Genomic DNA, 24,464 nt, shown 5'->3' on the forward strand with positions numbered 1-24,464 from the left:
CGTCCACGATCCGTAACCGGTTTTCGGGGCGGTGGCGGGAACGCGGAAGGGCCCGCGTCCGAAGACGCGGGCCCTTCCGTACAGCCGTCCTGCAGCTGTCCGTCAGCGCATCGAACCGGTGCGCAGCAGGGTGCGGATGACGCGCATCGCGACCGAGAGGCTGGACAGCTCGTAGTTGTCCGAACCCCTTATGTCGTCGAGGGTGGCCTTGGCGCGGTTCAGCAGGGTGGAGTTGAGGTCCGCCCAGGCGGTGTAGCGCTCCTCGGGGGTGGCGCCCTCGGGGCCGCAGGCCAGGATGTCGGCGGTCAGCGCCGCGTGCGCCGCGAAGAGGTCCTCGCGGATCGCGGCCCGGGCCATCGACGACCAGCGGTCGGTGCGGGGCAGGTCGATGATGCGGTCGAGCAGGTGCGAGATCTGCAGGCGGTCGCCCAGGTCGTAGTACAGCTCGGCGACCTCGGCGACGTCCTTGCCGGAGCGGTCCGCGACCTCGGTGATGTCCAGGGTCGGGAAGACCGAGGACAGCCCGGCGATCCGGGTGGCCAGCGCGTCCGGCACGCCCGCGGCGGCGAGCTCGCCCTGGATCTTCTCGAACCAGGTCAGGTCCTCGCCGCGGAGCGGCTTGGGCAGCGAGCCCCAGACCTGGTTGATCCGGTCGTGGAAGAACTCGATGGTGCCGGCGATGTCGAGCGGCTGGCGGCGGTTGTTGAGCATCCACCGGGTGGCGCGCTCGACCAGGCGCCGCGAGTGCAGCCGCATCTTGGTCTGGATCCGGGCCGGGACCTTGTTGTCCAGGCCCTCGATCTCGGCCCAGATCTCCTCCAGGCCGAAGACGGCCCGCGCGGCGGTGTGCGTCCGGGCGATCTCCTCGTAGGTCGCGCCGGTCTCCTCCTTCAGGCGGAAGGCGAAGGTGCAGCCACCGCGGTTGATCGTGTCGTTGACGATCAGCGTGGTGATGATCTCGCGGCGCAGCGCGTGGTTGTCGATCGCGTCGGCGAACTTCGCGCGCAGCGCGCTCGGGAAGTACTCGTGCAGCGCGGTGCGGAAGTACGGGTCGTCCGGCAGGTCGGTGGCGAGCAGCTCGTCGGCCAGGATGATCTTGGTGTAGGCGAGCAGCACCGACATCTCGGGCTGGGAGAGCCCGCGGCCGTTCTGCTGGCGCTCGCGGATCTGGCGCTCGACGGGCAGGAACTCCAGCCCGCGGTCGAGCCGGCCGGCCGCCTCGAAGCGGTTGATCATCCGGGCGTGGACGTTGACCATGCTGTGCGCCTGGGCGACGGCGTTGGCCAGCACGACGTTCTGCGCGTAGTTGTTGCGCAGCACCAGGTGGCCGACCTCGTCGGTCATCTCGGCGAGCAGGACGTTGCGCTGCTTGACCGTCATGTCGCCCTCGGCGACGACCTGGTTGAGCAGGATCTTGATGTTGACCTCGTGGTCCGAGGTGTCCACACCGGCCGAGTTGTCGATGGCGTCGGTGTTGATCCAGCCGCCGGCCGCCTCGGGGCCGCCGGTGGCCGCGTACTCGATGCGGCCGAGCTGGGTGCAGCCGAGGTTGCCGCCCTCGCCGATGACCCGGGCCCGGACCTGCTCGCCGTTGACCCGGATGGCGTCGTTGGCCTTGTCCCCGACCTCGGCGTTGGTCTCGGTGGAGGCCTTGACGTAGGTGCCGATGCCGCCGTTCCAGAACAGGTCGACCGGCGCCTGGAGGATGGCCTTCATCAGCTCGGCCGGGGTGAGGCGGGTCTCCTGGATGCCCAGCGCGGCCCGGACCTGCGCGCTGACCTGGATCGACTTGGCGCTGCGCGGGAACACGCCGCCGCCGGTCGAGATCAGCGACTTGTCGTAGTCGTCCCAGGAGCTGCGCGGCAGGTCGAACAGGCGGCGGCGCTCGGCGTACGAGACGGCCGCGTCCGGGTTCGGGTCCAGGAAGATGTGGCGGTGGTCGAAGGCCGCCATCAGCCGGATGTGCTCGCTGAGCAGCATGCCGTTGCCGAAGACGTCGCCGGACATGTCGCCGATGCCGACGACCGTGAAGTCCTCGGACTGGGTGTCGTGGCCCAGCTCGCGGAAGTTGCGCTTGACCGACTCCCAGGCGCCGCGGGCGGTGATGCCCATGCCCTTGTGGTCGTAGCCGGCCGAGCCACCGGAGGCGAAGGCGTCGCCCAGCCAGAAGCCGTACGACTCCGCGACGCCGTTGGCGATGTCGGAGAAGGTCGCGGTGCCCTTGTCGGCGGCGACGACCAGGTAGGTGTCGTCCTCGTCGTGGCGGACCACGTCGGCCGGGTGGACGACCTCGCCGGCCACCAGGTTGTCGGTGATGTCGAGCAGCGCCGAGATGAAGGTCTTGTACGAGGAGACGCCCTCGGCCAGCCAGGCGTCGCGGTCCACCGAGGGGTCCGGCAGCTGCTTGGCGACGAAGCCGCCCTTGGCGCCGACCGGGACGATGACGGTGTTCTTGACCATCTGGGCCTTGACCAGGCCGAGGATCTCGGTGCGGAAGTCCTCGCGCCGGTCGGACCAGCGCAGACCGCCGCGGGCGACCTTGCCGAAGCGCAGGTGCACGCCCTCGACCTGCGGCGAGTACACCCAGATCTCGAACGCCGGGCGCGGGGCCGGGAGGTCCGGGATGGCCTGCGGGTCGAACTTCATCGACACGTAGGAGTGCCACGCGCCGGAGCCGTCGTGCTGGAAGAAGTTGGTCCGCAGGGTGGCCTTGATGAGGTGCAGGAAGGAGCGCAGGATGCGGTCCTCGTCCAGCGACACGACCTCGTCGAGCGCGCCGGACAGCTCCTCCAGGATGCCCTCGGTCAGCTCCAGGGCGCCGGAGCGGTGGCTGGGGCTGAGCCGGGCCTCGAAGAGGTTGACCAGCAGGCGGGTGGTGTGGGTGTTGTTGCGGAGCGCGTCCTCCATGTAGTCCTGGGAGAACGTGGAGCCCGCCTGGCGCAGGTACTTGGCGTAGGCGCGCAGCACCATCGCCTGGCGCCAGTTCAGCCCGGCGGTGAGGACCAGCTCGTTGAAGCCGTCGTTCTCGGCCTTGCCGGTCCAGGTCGCGGCGAAGGTGTCCTGGAAGCGCTCGCGGGCCTCGTCGGTGAGCTCGGTGGCCTCGCGCAGCTTGAGGCCGAAGTCGTACACCCACGCGGTGGTGCCGTCGGAGCGGCGCAGCGCGTACGGGTGCTCGTCCAGGACCTCGACGCCCAGGCGCTGGAGCACGGGCAGGACCTCGCTGAGCGAGATCGGGCCGCCGACCCGGTAGATCTTGAAGCGGCGCTCGTCGTCGCCCGCGCCGACCGGCTGGTACAGGTTGAGGCGGAAGTCGCCCTCGCCGTGCAGCGCCTCGATCTGCTTGATGTCCGAGACGGCGGTGCGCGGCGGGAAGTCGGCGCGGTAGCCGTCGGGGAACGCGTTGGCGTACTTGTGGCCGAGCTCGGCGGCCTTCTCCTCGCCCAGCTCGGTGTGCAGCTGGTCGTGGAAGCCGTCCATCCAGAACCGGGCGGCCTCGGCCAGGCGGTTCTCGATCCGCTCGATGTCGGAGTCGGTGAGCCGGGGCAGCTCGGTGCCCGGGGCGACCCGGACGACGAAGTGCAGGCGGGTCAGCACCGACTCGGTGGCGTACACCGTGTAGTCGATGGTGGCACCGTTCAGCTCTTCCTTGAGGATGTCGGTGAGCAGCAGCCGGATGCGCGTGGTGTAGCGGTCGCGCGGGAGGTAGATGAAGGCGGAGAAGTAGCGCCCGTACTCGTCCTGGCGCAGGAAGAGCCGCAGCTTACGGCGCTCCTGGAGGTAGAGCACGCTGGTGGCGATGGAGAGCAGCTCGGCGGCCGAGGTCTGGAAGATCTCGTCGCGCGGGAAGGTCTCCATGATCTGGAGCAGGTCGCGGCCGTCGTGGCTCTCGCTGGAGAAGCCGGAGCCGTCCAGCACCTCCTGGACCTTGCGGCGCACGACCGGGATGCGGGTGACCGACTCGGTGTAGGCGGCGGAGGAGAACAGGCCGAGGAAGCGGCGCTCGCCGGTGGGCTCGCCGGCGGCGTTGAACTTCTTCACGCCGACGTAGTCGAGGTAGGCCGGGCGGTGCACGGTGGAGCGGCTGTTGGCCTTGGTCAGGACGAGCAGCTTCTTCTCGTGGGCCTTGGCGCGGACCGGGGCGGAGAGCCGGCCGAAGGCCTCGGAGACCGAGTGGTGGCGGTCGTCGTGGCTGTGCGGGTCGGAGCGCAGGATGCCCAGGCCCGTCCCGGCGACGGCCTTGAGGACCTCCTCGCCCTCGTGCTCGACCAGGTCGTACTCGCGGTAGCCGAGGAAGGTGAAGTGGTCGTCGGCGAGCCAGCGCATCAGCTCCCAGGCCTCGCCGACCTCCTGCTCGGGCAGCTCGGCCGGGGGCTCCTCGGCCAGCTCGTCGGCCAGGCGCAGCGCGCTGTCGCGCATCTTGCCCCAGTCCTCGACGACCTCGCGGACGTCGCCGAGCACGCGGCGCAGGTTGGTCTCGATGGTGCGCAGATCGTCGCGGTCGGTCTCGCGGTCGATCTCGATGTGCATCCACGACTCGACGGTCGCGTCGGCGGGCCACTCGGTGCCGGCGGCCTGGCTGCGGGAGCAGGCGTCGACGTCCAGGATCTCCAGCAGCTTGCCGGTGATGTCACGGCGGACGAGCAGCTGGGGGTGGACGACGAGGTGGATCGCGCGGTCCTGGCGGGAGAGCTCGTTGGTGACCGAGTCGACCAGGAAGGGCATGTCGTCGGTGACGACCTCGACCACGGTGTGGCCGCAGGACCAGCCGTTCTCCTCGACCGAGGGGGTGTGGACCCGCACCTCGGCGGTGCCCTGGGGGCGCTTGAGCCCCAGGCGGTAGTGGGAGGCGGCCGCGCCGTACACGTCGACCGGGTCGAGGTCGACCAGGTCCTCGGGCGCGGTGTGGAGGTAGTAGTGGTGCAGGTACGCGGTCAGAGCACCGTTGCTCAGACCCTCCCCCGGCGCCGCTCCCCCCACCTGGCTGTTCTCAGCGGCTGCGGCTGCCTTCTTGAGCAGTTCGGCCTTGGCTGCGTCCAGCTTGGTCTGCATGACTTCTTGGCTCCTGTCGCGCGCCGTTGCGTGACTCGGTGGTGTGTGGGTGTACACCGACGGGTCGCTCGCAATCCTGCCGCACCGTCCGACTGAAAGGGGCTCATGGCACGCATGAAACGCCCTCCCAGCGGGTAGGACGACACGTTCGTCCTGCAAGCCACCCGACGACGCCAGCCAGCCTAACCGGATCAATCGAAGGTGCACAGGGACAGGGAGGCGCAAACCCACAGGATGTCGGGTCCGTCCTGGACACCATGTCCAAACCGGAGCGTCGTGTTCGCTTTCAGCCCATATGCGGGTAACCGTGCCGGGTGGGCGGCACGAAGGTCTCCTTGATCGCCCGCGCCGAGGTCCAGCGCAGCAGGTTCTGCGCGGCGCCCGCCTTGTCGTTGGTCCCGGAGGCCCGGGAGCCGCCGAAGGGCTGCTGGCCGACCACGGCGCCGGTGGGCTTGTCGTTGATGTAGAAGTTCCCGGCGGTGAAGCGCAGCTCCTCCACGGCCTGGGCGATGGCGTACCGGTCCTGGGCGATCACCGCGCCGGTGAGGCCGTACGGGGCACCCGCGTCGACCCGGCGGAGCACGTCGTCCCAGCGGGAGTCCTCGTAGACGTGGACCGCCAGGATCGGCCCGAAGTACTCGGTGCGGAAGATCTCGCCCCGGTGGTCCGAGGAGACCAGCACGGTCGGCCGGACGAACCAGCCGATCGCGTCGTCGTACTGGCCGCCGGCCACCAGTTCGACGGTCGGGTCGGCCTTCGCCCGCTCGATCGCGGTGCGGTTCCGCTCGAAGGCGCGCTTGTCGATCAGGGCGCCCATGAAGTTCGACAGGTCGGTGACGTCGCCCACCGTCAGGGCGTCCACCTCGGCCAGGAAGTCGTCCTTGATCGTGAGCCAGAGGCTGCGCGGCACGTAGGCGCGGGAGAGCGCCGAGCACTTCTGGCCCTGGTACTCGAAGGCGCCGCGGACCATCGCGGTCCGCAGGATGTCCGGGTCGGCCGAGCGGTGGGCCAGCAGGAAGTCCTTGCCGCCGGTCTCGCCGACGATCCTCGGGTACGTGCGGTAGCCGCCGATGTTCGCGCCGATGCTCTGCCAGAGCGACTGGAAGGTGGCGGTCGAGCCGGTGAAGTGCAGCCCGGCGAACGCCGGGTCGGCGAGCACCACCGGGGAGACCTGGAGGCCGTCGCCGGTGACCAGGTTGATCACCCCGGGCGGCAGGCCGGCCGCCTCCAGCAGCCGCATCAGGTGGTACGCGGCCAGGGTCTGGGTCGGCGCGGGCTTCCAGACCACGGTGTTGCCCATCAGCGCGGGGGCGGTGGGCAGGTTCCCGGCGATCGCGGTGAAGTTGAACGGGGTGACCGCGTAGACGAAACCTTCCAGCGGGCGGTGGTCGACCCGGTTCCACACCCCCGGGGAGGAGACCGGCTGCTCCGCCAGGACCTGCCGGGCGAACCCGACGTTGAACCGCCAGAAGTCGATCAGCTCGCAGGCGGAGTCGATCTCGGCCTGCTGCACGGTCTTGGACTGGCCGAGCATGGTCGCCGCGTTGAGCGTGTCCCGCCACGGCCCGGCCAGCAGGTCGGCGGCCCGCAGGAAGACCGCGGCCCGGTCGTCGAAGGAGAGCGAGCGCCACTGCCGCCCGGCCGCCAGCGCCGCGTCCACCGCCGCCCGGGCGTCCTCCCGGGTGGCGTTGCCGAGCACGCCCAGCTTGGCGGCGTGGTGGTGCGGCTGGACGACCTCGATCCGCTCGCCGCCGCCGAACCGCTGTTCACCGCCGATGGTCATCGGCAGCGGGACCTGCTCGGCCGCCAGCTCGTCCAGCCGCCGGACCAGCCGGTCCCGCTCCGGGCTGCCGGGCGCGTACGTCCGCACCGGCTCGTTGACCGGGGTCGGCACCTCGGTGACTGCGTCGATGGGCATGGCGGCTCCGTCCTGGCGGCTGGGGTTCGACTCCAGCCTGACCAGGGCGGGACGGTTCCGCCCGTCCAGACACGCCAACGGCGGACGTGGCGCCCGCCACGTCCGCCGTCCCGGCGGGTCCGCTCGGCCCGTCGGCCCGACCGTCCCGGCTCAGCCGGTCAGCCGGCCCGCCAGCTCGACCGCCTCAGCCAGGCTGTCCACCACCGGGACGCCGACCGGCTCCAGCTTCTCCCGGGTGTGCGAGCCCCCGGTGTACAGCACCGCGCGGGCCCCCGCGTGCAGCGCCGCCAGGGCGTCGTCCGCGGCGTCGCCGATCAGCACCGTACGGGCCGGGTCGACCCGCTCGCCGAGCTCGGCCAGGTGCCTGGTCAGCTGCTGCGCCTTCTGGCCGCCGGAGGGGCCGCTGCGGCCGTCCACCCGCAGGAAGCTGCCGGTCAGGCCGAAGCCGTCGACCAGCGGGACGAGCTTCTCGTGCTCGTACATCGACAGCAGGGACTGGCTGTGCCCGGCCGCCTGCCAGCCCGCCAGCAGCTCGGGCACGCCCTCGGTCAGGCCGCAGGCCCGGCTGAGCTCGACGTAGCGGTCGTGGAAGGCGTCGTCCAGTCGCAGCCACTCCTCCGTGGAGGGCATCCGACCGAGCAGCCGCTCGTAGAACCGGGGGATCGGGATCTCGTACTGCTCGCGGTACTGCTGCAGGGTCATCGGCCCGACGCCGATGGTCGCGAACGCGGCGTTGCTCGCGCCGAGGACGGCGTCCATGTCGTGGAAGAGCGTGCCGTTCCAGTCCCAAACGATGTGAGTGCGCACGGGATCAAACGGTAACCCGAACGGCCGACACGCCGGTAGGAGCGGGGTCACCCCCGCAACGGTCGTACGCCGGGCGCTCCTACGCCGGGGCGGGCCTACGCCAGCAGGGCGGGGATCTCCTGGGTCGCGTACCAGAGCAGGTCGTGGTCCTCGGCGCCGTCCACGGTGAACTGGGCGTCCTGGTCGCCCGCGTCGGCCGCGGCCACCGCCGCCACCGCGGCGGCGACGTCCTCGACCACCTCGTCGTCGGCCACGTCCGCGTGCACCGAGGCGGCCTTCGCCAGCTTCACCGGGCCGGCCAGCACCACCCGGCCGAGCGAGGCCTGGTCCTGGTACTCGTCACCGGGGAACGGCCGCACCGCCGAGTCGGCCACGTCCAGCGCCACCACGACGCGCCGGCGCGGGGAGTCCGGGTCGGCCGCCAGCAGCCGCAGCGAGGACTGCGCGGCCCGGTTGAGCGCCGCGTACTCCAGCTCCTCCAGGTCGTCGCTGACGTACCACTCGCGCAGCGCGGGCGTCACGGCGTACGCCGCGGACTGGTCCAGGGCACCGCCCTCGTGCGCCGCCGCCAGGCCGGTCAGGGTGGTGGGCACGTACACGCGCATCGGTGGCACTCTCCGGTTTCCGCGAAGCTACTCCAGCGCCCCAAGAATAAGCTCAGCCGCGCCGGGCGTGATCACCTGAGCCCTCGCACCGGTGCCCGGGACTACCGCGCCGCCCCGAGCGCCTCCCGGGCGCTGCGCAGGCCGCTCTCCAGCACCGCGCCGCGGCGGGCCGGGTCCATCAGGTTCGGGCCCATCACCGCCAGGTCGGCCGGGGTCGGCGCGAGCAGCCGCACCCGGACGCCCTCGGCCCGCAGCAGCGCGGCCTCGCGCAGCAGCTGCCGGGTCACCGCGCGGCGGTAGCGGCTGACCAGCTGGGCCAGCACCCCGCGCGGGCGGTCCCGGGCCCGCCACTCGCGCAGGGCGGCCACCGTGCCGCCCTCGGAGCGCTCCGACCGCGGGCCGAGCCGCAGGGCCATCGGGGCGAGCACGTACACCTCGTCCAGGCCGCGGCCGAGCAGCAGGTCGGCGTTGGTGGCCGACCAGCAGCCGCCGTCGACGTAGGCCGAGCCGTCCAGGCGCACCGGCGCGAACCAGCCGGGGATCGCACAGGAGGCCATCACGGCCCCGGCCACCGGGACGTCGGGGGCGTCCGGGTCGCCGAAGACCACCCGGTGGCCGCTGCGGTAGTCCACCGCGGCCACCCGCAGCGGGGCCGCGGCGGCGCTGGGCGGGACGGCGTCCGCGGCCTCGGCCTCCACCATCGCTCCCGCCTCTCCCGTCGCGCCCACCGGGAGCGGCCAGCCGCCCGGGCCGAGCAGCCCGCGCACCAGCTCGCCGACCGGGGCCAGCGAGCCGCGGCCGTGCGGCGCCACCGCCGAGACCATGGTCAGCAGCGGGTACTCGCGCGGGTGCCGGACGGCGTCCCGCAGCAGGCCGGGCGAGCCGATCCCGGCCCGCGGCCGGGGCGGCAGCGCACCGCCCACCGCGGTGTCGTAGTCGAAGGCCACCCCGGCCAACGGGCCCTCGGTGATCGGCAGGCCGCGCTGGTGGTCGCGCAGCTGCTCGGGGCGCACGCCCCCGGCCAGCATCGCGGCCAGGATGGCGCCGGCCGAGGTGCCGAGCAGCACGTCCGCCTCGCCCGGCCGGTGCCCGACGGCCTCCTCGACGGCGCAGAGCGCGCCGACCGTCCAGGCCGCGCCGAGCATCCCGCCGCCGCCCAGCACCAGGCCGCGCCGGGGGGTGCCCCCGGCGTCGGCGGGCGTGTCCGGCCCCGTCACCGCCCTTGTGGTCGTCCCGGCTGTCGTCATCCCGGCCGCCCGTCGTCGTCGGGTTCGGGTCAGGCTCCGATGGTGCGCGCGGACGCGCGGGCGGCGCAACGGGAGCCCGCCGCGGGACCACCCGGTCCGCCGTACCCGGGCGTCCCCTTTCGGGCCGTACGGTCCGTCCCCGCACGTCAACCGGGTGCCGCCGACACGGCCGCCGGGCCCGTCGCCGCACTGGTCGACTCACCCGGATAGGTGAACTTCGCACCGGCCCGAGGGACGGCCGCAAACCCGTTGCCGCCCGGTGATCACCACCGCCAGCCTGGACCCGTCCGTACCCGCACCACCCTTGTTCGGAGCCACCGTGACCGTCAGCCCCCGCACCTGCCCGAGCGCCCGGCCCACCGCCGCGCCGACCGCCCACCGGCGCGTCCGCCCGACCGAGCACCCGACCGCCCGACCGCACCACCGGGCCCGTACACCCGACGGCGGCTGCGACCCGACCGGGCGCCGCCCCCGCCACCCGCGCGCCGCCTGCGCCACCCCCGGATCCGCACCCGGATCCGCACCCGGCCCCGCCCGGCACGACGCCGGGGCGCTCGCCGCCCGCTTCGCCCACCAGCTGGTCGAGGTGCTCACCGGCGCCCGGCCCTCGGGCCAGCTGATGCGGCACACCAGCCTGGACGGCTACGGGCAGCTCGCCTCACTGGTCCGGGCCGGTGCGCTGCGCCGCGGCGGCCCGGCCGACCGGCCCCGGCTCGGCCCGGTGCACGACCGGTCGCCCTCCCCGGACGCCGTCGAGGCCTGCGTCCGGGTCGACCTCGGCCGGCGGCACCACATGGTGGCCTTCCGGCTGGAGCAGCGCGGCCCGGCCGGCCAGTGGCAGTGCACCGCCGTGGAGGCCCGGTGACGACCACGGCCCGGAACACGCCCCGAGGGATGCCCCAGGGGACGGCGCAGGGCGCCGCCCCGGTACGGGAGCGGCGCCCTGCGCGGCGTCCTGCGGCCGGCGGCTCAGGCCTTGCGGCGGCGGCCCTTGGCGGACTTGGCGGCCTTGCGGCGCTCGGCGCGGGTCAGCCCGTCGCCCTCGTCCTCCGGCAGGCCGTCCTCGAAGTCGCCCTCGATGACACCGCCGCCGACCTCGTCCGAGGGGGCCGTGTAGTGCAGCCGCTGCGGCTTCGGGGCCTCCAGGCCCTTGGCCTTGATCTCCGGGCGGGCGGCGTCCTTCTCCAGCTTGTCGAGCAGCACCTCGGCGTCCGCCACCGGCACCTCCTCGACCTGCTGCTCGACCTGGACCTCCAGGTTGAACAGGTAGGCGACGGACTCCTCCTTGATGCCCTCCATCATCGCGGTGAACATGTCGAAGCCCTCGCGCTGGTACTCGACCAGCGGGTCGCGCTGCGCCATGGCCCGCAGGCCGATGCCCTCCTGGAGGTAGTCCATCTCGTAGAGGTGCTCGCGCCAGCGGCGGTCCAGCACCGACAGCACGACGCGGCGCTCCAGCTCGCGCAGGATCTCCTCGCCGAGCTGGTCCTCGCGGGCGCCGTACTGCGCCTGGACGTCCTCCTGGACGACCTTGATCAGGAAGTCCGGGGTCAGGCCGGCCGGACCGCCGACCTCCTCCTCCAGCTCCGCGAGGTCCAGGGTGATCGGGTAGAGCTGCTTGAACGCGGTCCAGAGCTTGTCGAGGTCCCAGTCGTCCTCGAAGCCCTCGCCGGTGGCCGCCTTGACGTAGGCCTCGACGGTGTCGTCCATGAAGTGGCCGACCTGCTCCTGGAGGTCCTCGCCCTCCAGGACGCGGCGGCGCTCGCCGTAGATGACCTCGCGCTGGCGGTTGAGCACCTCGTCGTACTTGAGGACGTTCTTGCGGATCTCGAAGTTCTGCTGCTCGACCTGGGTCTGCGCGGAGGCGATCGCGCGGGTGACCATCTTGGACTCGATCGGCACGTCCTCGGGCACGTTGGCCATCGAGAGCACGCGCTCGACCATGCCGGCCTTGAACAGGCGCATCAGGTCGTCGCCCAGCGACAGGTAGAAGCGGGACTCGCCCGGGTCGCCCTGACGGCCGGAGCGGCCGCGCAGCTGGTTGTCGATCCGGCGGGACTCGTGCCGCTCGGTGCCGAGGACGTAGAGGCCGCCGGCCTCCTTGACCTCCTCCTGCTCGGCCTTGACCGAGGCCTTGGCCTTCTCCAGCGCGGCCGGGAACTCGGCCTCGTACTCCTCCGGGTTGTCGCCCGCGGAGAGCCCGCGCTGGGCCAGCTCGGCCGCCGCCAGGTGGTCCGGGTTGCCGCCGAGCATGATGTCGGTGCCACGGCCGGCCATGTTGGTGGCGACGGTGACGGCGCCCTTGCGGCCGGCCTGGGCGACGATCTGCGCCTCGCGCTCGTGGTGCTTGGCGTTCAGCACCTCGTGCGGGATGCCGCGCTTGCGCAGCTCCTGCGACAGGTACTCGGACTTCTCGACCGACACGGTGCCGACCAGCACCGGCTGGCCCTTCTCGTGCTTCTCGGCGATGTCCTCGACCACGGCGGCGAACTTGGCCGGCTCCGACTTGTAGATCAGGTCGGGCTGGTCGATGCGCAGCGGCGTCTTGTTGGTCGGGATCGGCACCACGCCGAGCTTGTAGATCTGGTGGAACTCGGCGGCCTCGGTGGTGCCGGTACCGGTCATGCCGGAGAGCTTGTCGTACAGGCGGAAGAAGTTCTGCAGGGTGATGGTGGCCAGGGTCTGGTTCTCGTTCTGGACCTCCACCCCCTCCTTGGCCTCGATCGCCTGGTGCATGCCCTCGTTGTAGCGGCGCCCGGCCAGGATGCGGCCGGTGTGCTCGTCGACGATCATGACTTCGCCGTTCATGACGACGTAGTCCTTGTCCTTCTTGTACAGCTCCTTGGCCTTGATGGCGTTGTTCAGGAAGCCGACCAGAGGGGTGTTCACCGACTCGTAGAGGTTGTCGATGCCCAGGTAGTCCTCGACCCGGGTGACGCCCTCCTCCAGGACGCCGACGGTGCGCTTCTTCTCGTCGACCTCGTAGTCGCGGTCGATCTTGAGGCGCAGCACCAGCTTGGCGAAGTCGGCGTACCACTTGGTCGCCTGGTCCGCCGGGCCGGAGATGATCAGCGGGGTGCGGGCCTCGTCGATGAGGATCGAGTCGACCTCGTCGACCACCGCGAAGTTGTGGCCGCGCTGGACGAGTTCGTCCTTCGACCAGGCCATGTTGTCGCGCAGGTAGTCGAAGCCGAACTCGTTGTTCGTGCCGTACGTGATGTCCATCGCGTACTGGCGCTTGCGCTCGGCGGGCGTCATGTTCGCCAGGATCACGCCGACCTCGAGACCGAGGAAGCGGTGCACCCGGCCCATCCACTCCGAGTCGCGCTCGGCGAGGTAGTCGTTGACGGTGATCAGGTGAACGCCCTTGCCCGTCAGCGCGTTCAGGTACGTGGGCAGGGTGCCGACGAGGGTCTTGCCCTCACCGGTGCGCATCTCGGCGACGTAGCCGAGGTGCAGCGCCGCGCCGCCCATGATCTGGACGTCGTAGTGCCGCTGGCCGAGGACGCGCTTGGCCGCCTCGCGGACGGTGGCGAACGCCTCGGGGAGGATGTCGTCCAGCGTCTCGCCGTCGACGATCCGCTGCTTGTACTCGTCGGTCAGCGCGCGCAGCTCGGCGTCGGTGAGGTTGACGAAGTCCTCTTCGATGGAGTTGACCTGGGCAGCAATCCGCTGCAGCTTGCGAAGGATCTTGCCTTCGCCGGCGCGCAGGATCTTGTCGAAGACGGACACTTGAGCGGGCTCCTTGCCTGTATTGGCACTGGACGACTGCACGGGGGGTCCACCCCACCGCACGGGCCATCGTATGCGAGGAGTCCAATGCGCCGGGAGGTGCGTCAGCACGGTATTCCCGTGTCACCCGCCCGTGCACATGGACCGATAGCACCGTCCACCGGGACAAAAGGGTCGACGGGCCGGGGAGTTGGCCCGGAATTCGGATGCCCGCATTCCTCCTGCGGAGAAATAATCCGCCCATGGAACAGCCCCGGAGCGAACTCGTCACCCTCACCACCGACCGCCTGGTCCTGCGGGCCCCGCAGGAGTCCGACATCGACGCGATCTTCGCGGCCTGCCAGGACGCCGAGATCCAGCGCTGGACGGTCGTCCCGGTGCCCTACCGCCGCAAGGACGCCGAGTTCTTCGTCCACACACTGGCATCCGAGGGCGTGGCCAAGGACTCCGAGTTCATCTGGTGCGTGGTCGAGCGCGGGACGGGCCGGCTGGTCGGCGCCCAGGCGGTCACCCGCAAGGCGGACGACCCGGCCGCCGCCTCGGTCGGCTGGTGGACGGTGCAGGAGCAGCGCGGTCGCGGCTACACCGTCGAGGCGGCCCGCGCGGTCGCCCGCTGGGCGCTGACCGACCTCGGGCTGCGCCGCCTCCAGTGGCTCGCCTACGTCGGCAACGACGGCTCGCGCGCGGTCGCCGAGCGGGTCGGCTACCGCTACGAGGGCACCCTGCGCTCGTACGCCGACCAGCGCGGCGTCTTCCGGGACGCCTGGGTCGCCTCGCTGCTCCCCGCCGACCTGGACCGACGGACCGGGCCCGACCAGGACTGACCGCAGGATCGGGCCACGGGACCGGCGCCCGACCCGGCGCCCGGCCCGCTGTCGGTGCCCCCGGCTACGCTCCCCGGCATGACCGCTGCCGCCGCCGGGCCCGCGCCCGTCACCGTCCTGGGCGCCGACGACGCCCGCCGGATCGCCCTGCGCGCCCAGGGCCTGCTGGGCGCGCCCGACCGCCGGGCCGGCGCGCGCGGGGTGCTGCGGCACCTGGGCGCCGTCCAGCTGGACACCATCTCGGTGCTGGCCCGCTCGCACGAGCTGGTGCCCTACGCCCGGCTGGGCGCGGTCGGCCGCCCGGCGGTCGAGGCGGCCTACTGGGGCGCGGGCACCACCTTCGAGTACTGGTCGCACGCGGCCTGCGTCCTGCCGGTCGAGGAGTGGCCGCTGTTCGCCTTCCGGCGCCGCCGCTACCGCGAGCGCGGCAGCCTCTGGAGCCACCAGGTCGCGCCCGGGACGTACCGGGCGGTGCTCGACAAGCTGCGCGCCGAGGGGCCGTTGACCGCCACCGAGCTGGGCGGGGCCAAGCGGACGGCCGAGTGGTGGGACTGGTCCGACACCAAGATCGCGGTGGAGCGGGCGCTCGCCTTCGGCGACGTGGTCTGCACCGACCGCCGGAGCTGGAAGCGGGTCTACGCGCTGGCCGAACAGGCCGTCCCCGACGCCCTGTTCGGCCAGGACCGGTCCGACGAGGAGTGCCTGCGCACCCTGGTGGCCCAGGCCGGGTCCGCGCTCGGCGTGGCCACCCGGGCCGACCTCCAGGACTACCACCGGCTGCGCGCCGAGGACTTGGACCGGGTGCTCGCGGACACCGGGCTGGTCCCGGTCGAGGTGGCGGGCTGGGGACCGGACGGCGGCCGGGCCGCCGCCTGGGCCGACCCGGCCGCGCTGGCCACCGCACCGCGCGGGCGCCACCGCACCACGCTGCTCTCGCCGTTCGACTCGCTGATCTGGGACCGCGCCCGCACCGAGCGGATCTTCGGCATGACCCACCGGCTGGAGGCCTACACCCCCAAGCACAAGCGGGTGCACGGCTACTTCGCGATGCCGCTGCTCACCGGCGGCCGGCTGGTCGGCCGGGTCGACCCGGCCCGGGAGGGCCGCACGCTGGTCGCCCGGCAGGTCTCGCTGACGGACGACCGGGGCGGCGCCCGCCAGGTCGAGGCGCTCGCCACCGCCCTGCGCGAGGCGGCCGCCTGGGTCGGCTGCGACGGGGTGCGGGTCGAGGCGCTGCACGACGAACGGCTGCGCCCGGCCCTGGAGAAGCTGCTCGCCCGGTAGCCAGGCGGCGGGCGCCGGTCACCCTATTTCGAGGATCTTCTCCCGCATCGCGTACACCACGGCCTCCATCCTGGAATGCAGTTGGAGCTTCTCCAGGATGTTGCGGACGTGGTTCTTCACCGTGTTCTCGCTGATGAAGAGCTCCTTGGCGATCTCCCGGTTGTTCATCCCGGTCGCCACCAGCTTGAGCACCTCCAGCTCCCGGTCGGTGAGCCGGGGCGCCGGGACGAGGTCCCGGTCGTCGGAGCGCCGCTGGATCATCGACTTGAACTCGGTGAGCAGCTTGGAGGCCATCGACGGGCTGATCTGCGACTGCCCGTCGGCGACCGCCCGGATCGCGGTGGCGACCTCGTCGGTGGAGATCTCCTTGAGCAGGTAGCCGGTGGCCCCCGCCTTGATCGCCTCGTAGAGGTCGGCCTCCTCGTCGCTTATGGTCAGCATGATGATCTTGGTGCTGGGCGCCACGTCCTTGATCGCCGTGCAGGCCTCGATCCCGCTGCGGCGCGGCATCCGGACGTCCATCAGGATGATGTCGGGCAGCAGGTCGGCGGCCTTGAGCACGGCTTCGGCACCGTCCCCGGCCTCGCCGACGACCTTGATGTCCGGCTCCTCCGCCAGCACGATCTCCAGCCCGCGGCGGAACAACGCGTGGTCGTCCACCACCAGGACGCGGATCGGCTCACCCCGGCGCGGCGCGTACGCGGGTTCCTCCTCCGGCCCCGGCGGCAATCCGGTGACCGGTCCCCCAGCGGGCCCCAGCCCGAAGTGATCCCCCATCCGCTCCTCCCCCTTCGCGGGTCGACGTGCGCCCAATCATTCCACGCCCCGCCACCGCCGCGGTCACCCTCCGGCGCCGATTGCCCCGCATCGGGTGACCCCTGGACACAACGGACCCGAGCCCCGTTCGAGCCCGTCCCACCGGCCGGTGCCCGGAACGCGTGGAACGCCCCGGAACGCCGGTGACCCCGGCGGTCGCTGCCGCCGGGGTCACCACTCCGTGTTCAGCTGCCGGGACGGTCAGTCCTCGTCGACGGACCGACCGATCGCACCGCCGGCGCCGCTGGCCACGCCGGCCGCCATGTCCGGCTGCACGTGGATGACGCCGTAGTGGTAGCCGTGCCGGCGGTAGACGACGCTCGGCAGGCCGCTGTCCTTCTCCACGAACAGGTAGAAGTCGTGGCCGACCAGCTCCATCTCGTAGAGCGCCTGGTCCAGCGCCATGGGGGCGGCCGAGTGGGTCTTCTCCCGGACCACCAGCGGGCCTTCGCCCTCCACTTCCAGGGATCCCATCATGGTCTTGCGGACGGCCCCGTTGGTCTCGCCCTCGTGCGCCGTGGTCTCGGGCAGCGCGGCCAGGGCCGCGGTCGCCTCGGCGACGCTGATGGGGGTGCGGCCGTTCGCGCCGCCCTTGTGCACCCGGCGCCGGTCCGCGGACTTGCGCAGCTGCGCGTCGAGCTTCGCCGAAGCCAGGTCGAGCGCCGCGTACGGGTCGCCGGCGGCGGCTTCGGCCCGGATCACCGGGCCCCGGGTACGGAGAGTGATCTCCACACGGTCGGACCGGTCGGCCTGCCGCGGGTTGTGCTCCTTGGACACCTCGACGTCGAGGCTGATCACCTTGCCGTCGAACTTCTGGACCTTCTCCAGCTTCTCGGCCACGTGCTCGCGGAACCTCTTGGGCACCTCGGTCTTGCGGCCCTTGACGACGATGTCCACGCAGAACTCCGATCCCTCGTGCTGACGCCGATCCGGGTGCTACCGGACCGGACTGAGCTCCAGCTGGACCAGCCCATCCACTGCCGGCCCCCCGCTCCGCCGCCAGCGGCGGAAACGACTGGCCCTCATCTCACTTCCTCCCCATCAGGGACGGTTGAAACCCCCTGGAGCCTTATCGAACACCTCACGCGGGGTTTTCGCCTCCCCGGGCGGGAAGGGGGGTATGACCCGATACTTCGGGCGGTGCTGGGAGTGGGCGGTCAAACCGTTGCACCCTGTCTACCCTCCTGCGAGTGAAGTATGGGTAAATACCTGGACAACGCCCCCCATACGGCGGATCCTTTGCTGACTCTCCGTGCCGAAGCCGCCAGGAGCAGCCGTGCCGCCGACCCCCTCGCCCGCCCGTCCGCCGTCCGCACGGACACCGTTCGGCCACGCACTGGCCGGGCTGCTGGACGTCCTGCTCCCCGCCGACTGCGCGGGCTGCGGCGCCGAGCGCACCCAGCTCTGCCCGGCCTGCCGGCACGCGCTGACCGCCACCCGGCCCGGCCCCACCCTGCTGCCCTGGGCGCACGCGGCCGCGCCGTACGCCGACCCGGTACGGCAACTGCTGCTCGCCCACAAGGAACGCGGCGCGCTGCGCCTGGCCGGGCCGCTCGGCGAGGCGCTCGGACGGGCGGTGCGCTCCGCCCTGGGGGCGCGCGCCGGGGCCGCGCCGCTGCTGCTGGTCCCGATGCCCTCGGCCCGCGCCGCCGTGCGCGCCCGGGGGCACGACCCGACGCTGCGGCTGGCCGGGGCCGCCGCCCGCTCGCTGCGCCGGGCCGGCCTGGACGCCCGGGCCGCACCGCTGCTGCGGCACGCCCGTCCGGTCGCCGACCAGGCCGGGCTGAACGCCGCCGAGCGGCGGCGCAACCTGCACGGCGCGCTCACCGCCCTGCCGCGCGCCCGTCGGGGCCTGGCCGGCCGTCAGCCGGTGCTGGTGGACGACCTGGTGACCACCGGGGCGAGCCTGGCCGAGGCCGCCAGGGCCCTGGCCGACGCCGGACTGCCGGCCCGCGCCGCCGCCACCGTCGCGGCCACCGCGGTGCACCCGCCGGGTCAGTACACCTAGAACCGGTCAGCCCGGGTAGAAGTACGAGCGGGCCTTGTCCACCAACTGGGCTTCCCGCCACTGGTTGTTGACCAGCCGGTAGACGGTGCCCGCGGCCACCGCGAGCACCGGCGAGGGCTGGGCCAGGATGTAGCCGCGGGACTCCGCCGTCGAGATCGACTGCGGGGAGGACGGCAGGCCGTTGCCGGTCTGCAGCTGACCGTCCGTGCTCTGCGAGCCGTCGGTGCTGATGTAGTACAGCTGCTGGGGGCGGTCCTGCTCCTTGCCGAGCACCAGCAACTGGTCGGTCTCCGACCAGGACACCGAGGCGACGTCGACGAGCGAGGGGGCAGCCGGGCGGACGCCGGTGATCCGCACGGTCGGCGCCTGCGGCGTGCCGCCGTGCTCCACCCGCCCGAACATCAGTGAACTCCCGTTCACCCCGGGGGACTTGACCACCAGGGCGATCCGGGCGCCGTCCGAGGAGAGCTTCAACGCCTGCACCGTCTGCCCGGTCAGCCCGTCCACCGGCGCGGTGTACGTCTTGCCGCCGCGCACCATGACCACCCGCGGGTTCTGCGGGTTGCGGTCCACCACCCAGAGGTCGCCGCGGCCGTCCCAGCTGGGCGAGGCGAGGCCGTCGTCCTTGGCGCCGGCCTTCGCCGGGGAGCTGAGCACCGGTTCGGGCATCGTCGCCGTGCCGGCCTGCAGCGGCACCGCGTAGAGCTGGTGGCCGTCGTCCGAGAGCGCGGCGGCCTGGGCGCCGTCCCGGCTGACCGCGACGGCGCCCAGGACGGGCGCTCCGCTCGCGTGCGGCTTGCCGAGCACCCCGGACACCGGGTCGCCGGTGTGCCCGTCGTCGGCCGCCATCAGGGCGCCGTTGTCGGCGCGCTGGTAGTACTGCTGCACGGGCAGTCGCCCGGCCAGCGCGCCGGGGCCGACGGCCGGGTCGTCGGTGCGACTGGCCGTGCAGGAGCCCCGCTGACCGCGCAGTTCCAGCCGTTCGACCTGGCCCTTGCCCTGGTCGGCGAAGGTGTAGAAGAGCTGGGCCGCCATCCGCCGGCAGGCCAGCGGGTCGGCCAGGTCGGCCCCGCCGACCTGCACGTGGGCGATCCGGCTGTCGTCGATGCTCACCTTGTCGACCGTGGTGCCGGTCGGGAAGGCCGTCCGGACCACCGGCGAGAGCCAGGTCGACGGCCCGGAGACCAGCGCCTTGGCGGCCGAGGTCAGCGGGTCGATCCGGCGGCGCAGGTAGATCGGGTCGGCTATCAGCACCTCCTGGCCGCCGTTGGCGGGGGCCGGCACGGACGGGTCGGGGGTGCTGTAGAAGAAGCGCTCGACCTGCCGGAAGCTGTTCCGGAAGTTGGTCTCGTTCATGATCACGCCGGGCGGCAGCGAATCGATCCGCCAGTCGCCGTCGTGCTCGCGCACGAAGGTGAAGTCGAAGACGTTGTTGTTCTGCCCCGCCACCAGCAGGTAGGAGTGCTTGTCGTCGACCTTGGCCACCAGCTGCCCGGAGACCGTCGACGAGTACTTGGTGTCGGCGTCGGCGACCTGGTCCAGCGGGATCTTCGTGGCGGAGAGCACCTGGATGCCCGCATCCGGGTTCCAGCTCGCCGCGGCGCGCTCGGTGAGGTACTTACGCGCGGTCTCGTACCCCTCGTCGGCGGTCACCGCGTCCAGGAACCCGGTCAGCAGCTCGCGCGGCTTGGCGCCCTTGCCGGGCGCCACCGGGAAGACCCTGGCCTGCAGGTTCTTGTCGGCCGAGCCCTGGGACAGCTCCACCTTGGTGATGCCGCCGGAGTCCGGCATGGCCGCGCAGCCGCTCGCCACCAGGGTGACGAGCACCGCGCCGGCCACCGCCACGAGCAGCGGCGCGGGGCCGGTCCTCGCACTCCCGCCCACGGACCGACGCCCGCCCACGGACCGACGCCCGTCCGCGGACCGACGCCGGGGCAGGCCCCTAGTCGTGTTGCTCGTCCTTCGCACGCTGCGACCCCTCCAGGTCCGTCCCACCCGTCACGTCCGGCTCCGCCGTACGCTGCGCCACCGACGGCCGTCCGGGCGTCGGGTCCACCATGACCTGGGCGCCGATGACGCCGTAACCGGCCCCCGCCGTCCGCACGTCCGAGGGGTCCGCGCGCGGCCCCTCGGGCAGCCGGCTCCGGCCCAGTCCGGGGCCGATGTTCAGCACTCCGCCGAGGCCGCTGCCCAGCCCGTTGCCGGGCCCCTCCGGCGCCTCGGCCTGCTCCTCGGCGGCGGTCATCGCCGTGGCGCCCGCCGGGGCGATCGCCCGCCGGTACGGCGTGCCGTACGCGCCCAGGCCCCGGTTGTTGCGGGAGTCCTCCGGCTCCAGCCGGAACGGCGCCCGGTTGATCTCGCCGCCGCGGGTGCGCGGCAGGGTCAGCCGGAAGTGCGAGCCGCCACCGGGCTCGCCCCAGGCCTGGAGCCAGCCGCCGTGCAGGTGGGCGTCCTCGACCGCGATGGACAGGCCCAGCCCGGTGCCGCCGGTGGTGCGCACCCGGGACGGGTCCGCCCGCCAGAAGCGGTGGAACACCCGGGAGGCCTCGCCCGGCTTGAGTCCGATGCCGTAGTCGCGCACGCCGACCGCGACGGCGCCGTCGGCCGAGCCGAGGCGCACGACCACGTCGCGGCCCTCGCCGTGCTCCAGCGCGTTGACCACCAGGTTGCGCAGGATGCGCTCGATCCGGCGGGAGTCCACCTCGGCGAGCACCGGCTCGCCGTCACCGCGGATCACCACGGCGCTGCCCTTGGCCTCGGCCAGCGGTTCGGCGGCCTCGACCACCCGGCCGACGATCTCCCGCAGGTCGACCGGCTCGGCGTCCAGGATCGCGGCGCCGGCGTCGAAGCGGCTGATCTCCAGCAGGTCGGCGAGCAGCGACTCGAAGCGGTCCAGCTGGCCCTGGAGCAGCTCCGCCGAGCGGGCCGCCATCGGGTCCAGGTCCTCGCGGCTGTCGTAGATCAGGTCGGCGGCCATCCGGACCGTGGTCAGCGGGGTGCGCAGCTCGTGCGAGACGTCCGAGACGAAGCGCCGCTGCACCCGGGAGAGCTCCTCCAGCTGGCGGATCTGCGCCTGGAGGGCGTTGGCCATCCGGTTGAACGACTCCCCGAGGCGGGCGATGTCGTCCGTCCCGGTCACCTTCATCCGCTCTTCCAGGTGTCCGTCGGCGAGCCGCTCGGAGATGCCCGCGGCCATCCGGACCGGGGTGACCACCTGGCGCACCACGACCCAGGCGATGCCGCCCATCAGGATCACCACGAACACGCCGGCGGTCGCCAGGGTGCCGGTGATCAGGTTGAGGGTGTCGGTCTCCTGGCCGAAGGAGAACACGTAGAACAGCTGGTAGCTGGTGTCGGCCGGGCCGACGAACTGCATGCCGAGGGCCAGTCCGGGCTCGCTCTTGCCGCCGCCCTCGGGCGAGCGGTGGATCCGGGTCGGCTGGTCGAACATCTGGCCGGGCTCTTCGAAGAGCTTCGCGCGCAGGCTGTCCGGGATGCTGCTGGGCTGGATGTCGCCCGAGTAGCGCGGCGCGAAGCCGGCGCTGTCCGGCACGACCGTCCCGGTGCCGGGGGCCATCGCGATCACCGAGTAGACCGTCTGCCCGCTCGCGGCGAGGTCGTTGACCTGGCGCAGCAGCCAGGTGCCGGTCTCCGCGGTGCTCGGGTCGACGGCGCCGCGCAGCGCCTGGTCCCGGGCCTCGTCGATCTTCTTCTGCTCGACCTGGAAGCCGATCCGGGCCTGCGCCCGGGCCGCGTCGATCTTGGTGTCGAGCAGGCCGGTGCGCACCTGCGCCACCACGACCACGCCCAGCACCAGGACCACCGCGATGGAGGCCAGCAGGGACACCGCGACCACGCGCAACTGGATCGACCGGCGGTACAGCGTGGTGACCCGGCGTGCCGGGCGCCTGAGCTGACGCTTCATCAGACCGAACACTCCGGACGGGCCGCGACGGCGGCGGGTGGTCGAACTCAGCACGTCCCCGCGCACGGCCCCCGCCCCGTCGGTCGCGGAACCCGACGGGGTGTCGTCAGCCCGGTCCGTCACGTCAGCTGGGTCCGGCCTTGTAGCCGACGCCGCGGACGGTCACCACGATCTCGGGGCGCTCCGGGTCCTTCTCGATCTTGGAACGGAGGCGCTGCACGTGGACGTTGACCAGGCGGGTGTCCGCCGCGTGGCGGTAGCCCCACACCTGCTCCAGCAGCACCTCGCGGGTGAACACCTGCCAGGGCTTGCGGGCCAGCGCGACCAGCAGGTCGAACTCCAGCGGGGTCAGCGGGATGCTGCGCCCGTCCCGCTTCACCGAGTGGCCGGCCACGTCGATCACCAGGTCGCCGATGGTCAGCTGCTCGGGCGTCGGCTCCTCGGCACGGCGCAGCCGCGCGCGCACCCGGGCCACCAGTTCCTTGGGCTTGAACGGCTTGGTGACGTAGTCGTCGGCGCCGGACTCCAGGCCCACCACGACGTCGACCGTGTCGGTCTTCGCGGTCAGCATGACGATCGGGACGCCGGACTCGGCCCGGATCTGCCGGCACACGTCGATGCCGTCCCGGCCGGGCAGCATCAGGTCGAGCAGGACCAGATCGGGCTTGCTCTCCCGGAACGCGGCTAGCGCCTTGTCCCCATCCGCGACGAAAAACGGCTCAAAACCCTCACCACGCAACACGATGCCGAGCATCTCGGCCAGTGCGGAGTCGTCATCAACGACGAGGACGCGTCCCTTCATGGGTCCATCTTCTCATTACCGGATTGTGACCTGCCGCACAGCAGTGCCATTGCTCCACAACGGCCAACTCCACCGCCGTCGAATTCCGGCCATACCGGGCGAATAGCCCTCCTCGGAGCGCCTCCGAACTGACCGGAACCCGCCGTCCGACCCCCCGGCGGCCCTCGTTGTCGATCAGCAACCGGATACCCCTGGGGCGTCTCCGGGCCCCATGGCACGATGGGCGCTGCGCGCGGGCGAAAGATCCGCCCGGAGCCGCGCCCAGGACGCCCCTCCGAGGAGCAGTGATGACCGACACTCCGGGCTGGGCCTCGCCCAGCTCGTCCGAGCCACCCCGCGACGGCACCCGGCCCCCGGCCGACGCGCCCGCCGCCGTGCCCGGACCGTCGGCACCCCCTCAGGCCGCACCCGCCTGGGGCGCCCAGTACGGACAGCCGAACCGCGGCACCCAGCCCCCCGGCCAGGGCCCGTACGGCTGGGAGAGCGCGCGCAGCCCCCGGCCCGGCGTCATCCCGCTGCGCCCGCTCAGCATCGGCGAACTGCTCGACGGCGCCGTCACCACCGTCCGCCGGAACTGGCGCACCGCGCTCACCCTCTCGCTCGGCATCGCCGTCGTCGACCAGGCCGGCGCCTTCGTCGCCAAGCTGCTGGTCAAAGGCCGTACCGGCGCCTCCACCCAGCTGCTCACCCTGCTCGCCACCATGCCGCTGTCGCTGCTGCTCGACGCGCTGGCCGTCGCCCTGCTCACCATCGTGGTCAGCCGCGCCGTCCTCGGCCGACCGGTGACCGCCGGCGACGCCTGGCGCGACGCCCGCCCCCGGCTGCTGCAACTGCTCGGGCTCACCGTGCTCACCACCCTGATGAGCGTCGGCGTGGTGCTGCTCGGCTTCACCCCGCTGATCGGCTACACCGCGGGCGGCTCGGACACGCCCGGCACCGCGGCCCTGCTGTTCCTGGTCGGCGTGCTGACCGTCCCGGTCGGCCTCTGGCTGCTGATCCGCTACAGCATGGCCGCCCCCGCGCTGATGCTGGAGAAGCAGGGCGTGGTGACCGCGCTCTCGCGCTCCCGCCGGCTGGCCCGCGGCTCCTGGTGGCGGATCCTCGGCATCGTCCTGCTGAGCCGGGTGCTGGCCGGGATCGTCGGAGTGACACTCGCCATCCCGTTCCGCTTCCTCGGCCTGGTCCTCGGCCTCGGCTCCATGGACCGGCTCGGCGACACCGCCCACGAGTCCGTCGGCATGATGGTGCTGACCGCGCTCGCCGGGATCATCGCCTCCGCCCTGACCACCCCGTTCCTGGCCGCCGTCGGCGTGCTGGTCTACATCGACCAGCGGATCCGCCGCGAGGCCCTGGACATCGAGCTCGCCCGCGCCGCCGGACTGCCCGAACAGGGCGGCACCGGCTGGAGCGGCCACGCCGACCAGACCACCGCGAGGCACTGAACCGG

At 72.5% G+C, this 24,464-nt stretch carries 16 protein-coding genes; 5 read left to right on the forward strand and 11 right to left on the reverse strand.

Annotated features, from left to right (window positions below; genetic code table 11):
* Nucleotides 1-102: 102 nt before the first annotated feature.
* The 5 genes from ACFXPX_RS11565 to ACFXPX_RS11585 all read right to left on the reverse strand — a co-directional run bounded on the left by ACFXPX_RS11565 (nucleotide 103) and on the right by ACFXPX_RS11585 (nucleotide 9,596).
* The gene (locus tag ACFXPX_RS11565; RefSeq protein WP_375882975.1) at nucleotides 103-5,049 is read right to left on the reverse strand and encodes an NAD-glutamate dehydrogenase; all 4,947 of its coding nucleotides are present in this window, start codon (nucleotides 5,047-5,049) and stop codon (nucleotides 103-105) included.
* Nucleotides 5,050-5,335: 286 nt separating this feature from the next.
* The gene (gene pruA, locus ACFXPX_RS11570) at nucleotides 5,336-6,961 is read right to left on the reverse strand and encodes an L-glutamate gamma-semialdehyde dehydrogenase (RefSeq protein ID WP_380640806.1); all 1,626 of its coding nucleotides are present in this window, start codon (nucleotides 6,959-6,961) and stop codon (nucleotides 5,336-5,338) included.
* 156 nt (nucleotides 6,962-7,117) lie between these two features.
* Entirely contained in the window at nucleotides 7,118-7,774 is a 657-nt protein-coding gene (locus tag ACFXPX_RS11575) for an HAD family hydrolase (RefSeq protein ID WP_375882973.1), read from the reverse strand.
* Between the two features lie 95 nt (nucleotides 7,775-7,869).
* Nucleotides 7,870-8,379 carry a DUF6912 family protein gene (locus ACFXPX_RS11580; protein ID WP_375882972.1) on the reverse strand — a complete coding sequence of 170 codons (510 nt, stop codon included), beginning with the start codon at nucleotides 8,377-8,379 and terminating at the stop codon, nucleotides 7,870-7,872.
* A 101-nt stretch (nucleotides 8,380-8,480) separates the two neighbouring features.
* Nucleotides 8,481-9,596 carry a patatin-like phospholipase family protein gene (locus tag ACFXPX_RS11585; RefSeq protein ID WP_380589521.1) on the reverse strand — a complete coding sequence of 372 codons (1,116 nt, stop codon included), beginning with the start codon at nucleotides 9,594-9,596 and terminating at the stop codon, nucleotides 8,481-8,483.
* A gap of 349 nt (nucleotides 9,597-9,945) precedes the next feature.
* Here ACFXPX_RS11585 and ACFXPX_RS11590 point away from each other — a divergent pair, with 349 nt between their 5' ends.
* Complete coding sequence (locus ACFXPX_RS11590; RefSeq protein ID WP_380640792.1) at nucleotides 9,946-10,491, forward strand: Rv3235 family protein; 546 nt, start codon at nucleotides 9,946-9,948, stop codon at nucleotides 10,489-10,491.
* Between the two features lie 104 nt (nucleotides 10,492-10,595).
* On the opposite strand, the gene secA is transcribed toward ACFXPX_RS11590, so the two are convergent.
* On the reverse strand, nucleotides 10,596-13,358 hold the full coding sequence (secA, locus tag ACFXPX_RS11595) for a preprotein translocase subunit SecA (protein WP_380589527.1): 2,763 nt from the start codon (nucleotides 13,356-13,358) through the stop codon (nucleotides 10,596-10,598).
* 242 nt (nucleotides 13,359-13,600) lie between these two features.
* Here secA and ACFXPX_RS11600 point away from each other — a divergent pair, with 242 nt between their 5' ends.
* On the forward strand, nucleotides 13,601-14,182 hold the full coding sequence (locus tag ACFXPX_RS11600) for a GNAT family N-acetyltransferase (protein ID WP_380640793.1): 582 nt from the start codon (nucleotides 13,601-13,603) through the stop codon (nucleotides 14,180-14,182).
* A 78-nt stretch (nucleotides 14,183-14,260) separates the two neighbouring features.
* A complete protein-coding gene (locus ACFXPX_RS11605) occupies nucleotides 14,261-15,466 on the forward strand; it encodes a winged helix-turn-helix domain-containing protein (protein ID WP_380640795.1) in 1,206 nt (401 codons plus the stop codon).
* An 18-nt stretch (nucleotides 15,467-15,484) separates the two neighbouring features.
* On the opposite strand, the gene ACFXPX_RS11610 is transcribed toward ACFXPX_RS11605, so the two are convergent.
* Nucleotides 15,485-16,243, reverse strand: a complete 759-nt coding sequence (locus ACFXPX_RS11610) for a response regulator (RefSeq protein ID WP_375882957.1) — start codon at nucleotides 16,241-16,243, stop codon at nucleotides 15,485-15,487.
* Between the two features lie 240 nt (nucleotides 16,244-16,483).
* Nucleotides 16,484-17,179 (reverse strand): ribosome hibernation-promoting factor, HPF/YfiA family, encoded by a 696-nt coding sequence (gene hpf, locus ACFXPX_RS11615; RefSeq protein ID WP_360244504.1) that lies wholly within the window; start codon nucleotides 17,177-17,179, stop codon nucleotides 16,484-16,486.
* Nucleotides 17,180-17,558: 379 nt separating this feature from the next.
* Here hpf and ACFXPX_RS11620 point away from each other — a divergent pair, with 379 nt between their 5' ends.
* Nucleotides 17,559-18,290 (forward strand): ComF family protein, encoded by a 732-nt coding sequence (locus ACFXPX_RS11620; RefSeq protein ID WP_380640797.1) that lies wholly within the window; start codon nucleotides 17,559-17,561, stop codon nucleotides 18,288-18,290.
* A gap of 6 nt (nucleotides 18,291-18,296) precedes the next feature.
* Here the strand turns inward: ACFXPX_RS11620 and ACFXPX_RS11625 are convergent, their stop codons facing one another.
* From ACFXPX_RS11625 to mtrA, 3 genes are all read right to left on the reverse strand, one after another.
* A complete protein-coding gene (locus ACFXPX_RS11625) occupies nucleotides 18,297-20,174 on the reverse strand; it encodes an LpqB family beta-propeller domain-containing protein (protein WP_380640799.1) in 1,878 nt (625 codons plus the stop codon).
* 58 nt (nucleotides 20,175-20,232) lie between these two features.
* On the reverse strand, nucleotides 20,233-22,215 hold the full coding sequence (mtrB, locus tag ACFXPX_RS11630; RefSeq protein ID WP_375882951.1) for an MtrAB system histidine kinase MtrB: 1,983 nt from the start codon (nucleotides 22,213-22,215) through the stop codon (nucleotides 20,233-20,235).
* Between the two features lie 124 nt (nucleotides 22,216-22,339).
* Nucleotides 22,340-23,017, reverse strand: coding sequence for an MtrAB system response regulator MtrA (gene mtrA, locus ACFXPX_RS11635; RefSeq protein ID WP_030283937.1), 678 nt, complete (start codon nucleotides 23,015-23,017; stop codon nucleotides 22,340-22,342).
* Nucleotides 23,018-23,304: 287 nt separating this feature from the next.
* On the opposite strand from mtrA, the gene ACFXPX_RS11640 reads away from it, so the two are divergent.
* Nucleotides 23,305-24,459, forward strand: coding sequence for a hypothetical protein (locus ACFXPX_RS11640; RefSeq protein ID WP_380640801.1), 1,155 nt, complete (start codon nucleotides 23,305-23,307; stop codon nucleotides 24,457-24,459).
* The last annotated feature ends 5 nt before the right edge of the window (nucleotides 24,460-24,464 follow it).

The organism is Kitasatospora sp. NPDC059146 (assembly GCF_042786665.1).
Classification (GTDB): domain Bacteria; phylum Actinomycetota; class Actinomycetes; order Streptomycetales; family Streptomycetaceae; genus Kitasatospora.

Excerpts from the sequence above, each read along its gene's own strand:
- ACFXPX_RS11565 (WP_375882975.1), bottom strand. The coding sequence starts at position 5,049 with ATGCAGACCAAGCTGGACGCAGCCAAGGCCGAACTGCTCAAGAAGGCA.
- mtrB (WP_375882951.1), bottom strand. The coding sequence starts at position 22,215 with ATGAAGCGTCAGCTCAGGCGCCCGGCACGCCGGGTCACCACGCTGTAC.
- ACFXPX_RS11605 (WP_380640795.1), top strand. The coding sequence starts at position 14,261 with ATGACCGCTGCCGCCGCCGGGCCCGCGCCCGTCACCGTCCTGGGCGCC.
- ACFXPX_RS11640 (WP_380640801.1), top strand. The coding sequence starts at position 23,305 with ATGACCGACACTCCGGGCTGGGCCTCGCCCAGCTCGTCCGAGCCACCC.
- ACFXPX_RS11610 (WP_375882957.1), bottom strand. The coding sequence starts at position 16,243 with ATGGGGGATCACTTCGGGCTGGGGCCCGCTGGGGGACCGGTCACCGGA.
- ACFXPX_RS11580 (WP_375882972.1), bottom strand. The coding sequence starts at position 8,379 with ATGCGCGTGTACGTGCCCACCACCCTGACCGGCCTGGCGGCGGCGCAC.
- mtrA (WP_030283937.1), bottom strand. The coding sequence starts at position 23,017 with ATGAAGGGACGCGTCCTCGTCGTTGATGACGACTCCGCACTGGCCGAG.
- ACFXPX_RS11600 (WP_380640793.1), top strand. The coding sequence starts at position 13,601 with ATGGAACAGCCCCGGAGCGAACTCGTCACCCTCACCACCGACCGCCTG.